General features: G+C 63.4%; 2 protein-coding genes. One reads left to right on the top strand and one right to left on the bottom strand.

Going from position 1 to position 1,130, the window contains the following annotated elements; translation table 11 throughout:
- Window positions 1-51 precede the first annotated feature (51 nt).
- Window positions 52-186 (bottom strand): hypothetical protein, encoded by a 135-nt coding sequence (locus ACFU5K_RS32005; protein ID WP_384068288.1) that lies wholly within the window; start codon window positions 184-186, stop codon window positions 52-54.
- Between the two features lie 376 nt (window positions 187-562).
- Between ACFU5K_RS32005 and ACFU5K_RS32010 the strand changes: the two genes are divergently transcribed.
- A complete protein-coding gene (locus ACFU5K_RS32010) occupies window positions 563-907 on the top strand; it encodes a hypothetical protein (RefSeq protein WP_384068290.1) in 345 nt (114 codons plus the stop codon).
- Window positions 908-1,130 lie beyond the last annotated feature (223 nt).

Here is a 1,130-nt window from a genome sequence, read left to right on the forward strand (position 1 = left end):
CAGGCAACCTCTGGATGCCACCCATCGCACAGACCACCTGACCAGCCACTCTCACCAACCGTCACCGATCAGGCGCATTCCTTCTGAATGCGTACACGGCAGCAGCGTTGCGACGACCTCATGCAGCGGTGAGACCGCGAAGCGGGAGCGGGCAAGCCCGGCGGCATCGACGGTGAGCTCGATCATGACCCTCCTGTTGCTGCCCGAGCGTGCGCGCCCGGGGGCGTCCCTTCGAACCTGCTCGAATCGTCGCACAAGACGTAGTGCCGGCAGGCCTGGTCGACGCAGTGTTGGACTCGTTCGTTCCCGGCACCCGATGAGGCCAGGAGGAAGGCGGCATGCGCGACCGAAGGAGCAGCCCGGTGACGCCGACGCATTGCTCTTCGCTCTCCACAAAGGGATCCATCTTTGTGGCGCGCATCGCCGAGCAGGCGGCACTCATCGTCAACGACCGGGCGGCTGCACATGACGGAGGCATCGCGTCGGAATGCTCTGTGCGCACCCGCAAATCAAGACATACATTCGGAGGGAAGAGAGTATGAAGAAGCACGCAATGGTGAAGATGGCTGCTCTGGTAATCGGGGTTGCCTCGTTGGGGGCGAGCGGGATCCCGGCATCCGCCGCGGCCTCCCCACAGACGGCTCAGAAGTGTCAGAGTTCCAGCGCCGCACTCAAGTACAACTACTACACATCGAGCGGCTCCATCGCCACGTGGAGCAAGACCTGCAGCGGCACCTACTCGCTCAACTCCTCTGGATACAGCATCAACGCCAATGGCTGGTCGGGATACGTCTACTTCAGCGACGGGGCCGTCAGCAACTTCTGCGATGGGGAGACCAGGTATCTGGGCGGCCGCCGAGTAGTCAAGATCCTCATGTCCGCCGAGACGATCGAGCCATGCCTGTAGGCCGCTGTTCCAGTGTCCTAGGCTTAAGCTAAGGGCAGCAAACCCCGTGGCCTCGGCCCGACGGTTCCGGTCACAATGTCGCGACGACCAGGGTGATGTCGTCACCAGAACTTTCGCTGACGCAGGCAGACCAGTGGATCAGGTGGTCTCGATCGCGTCGGGGGCGGGGCAGCGCGGTGATCCGTAGCAGGCGGAGGAGTTCGCGTCCGCTGGCCGGGACGAG

The organism is Streptomyces sp. NPDC057428, assembly GCF_042803195.1.
Lineage (GTDB): Bacteria > Actinomycetota > Actinomycetes > Streptomycetales > Streptomycetaceae > Streptomyces.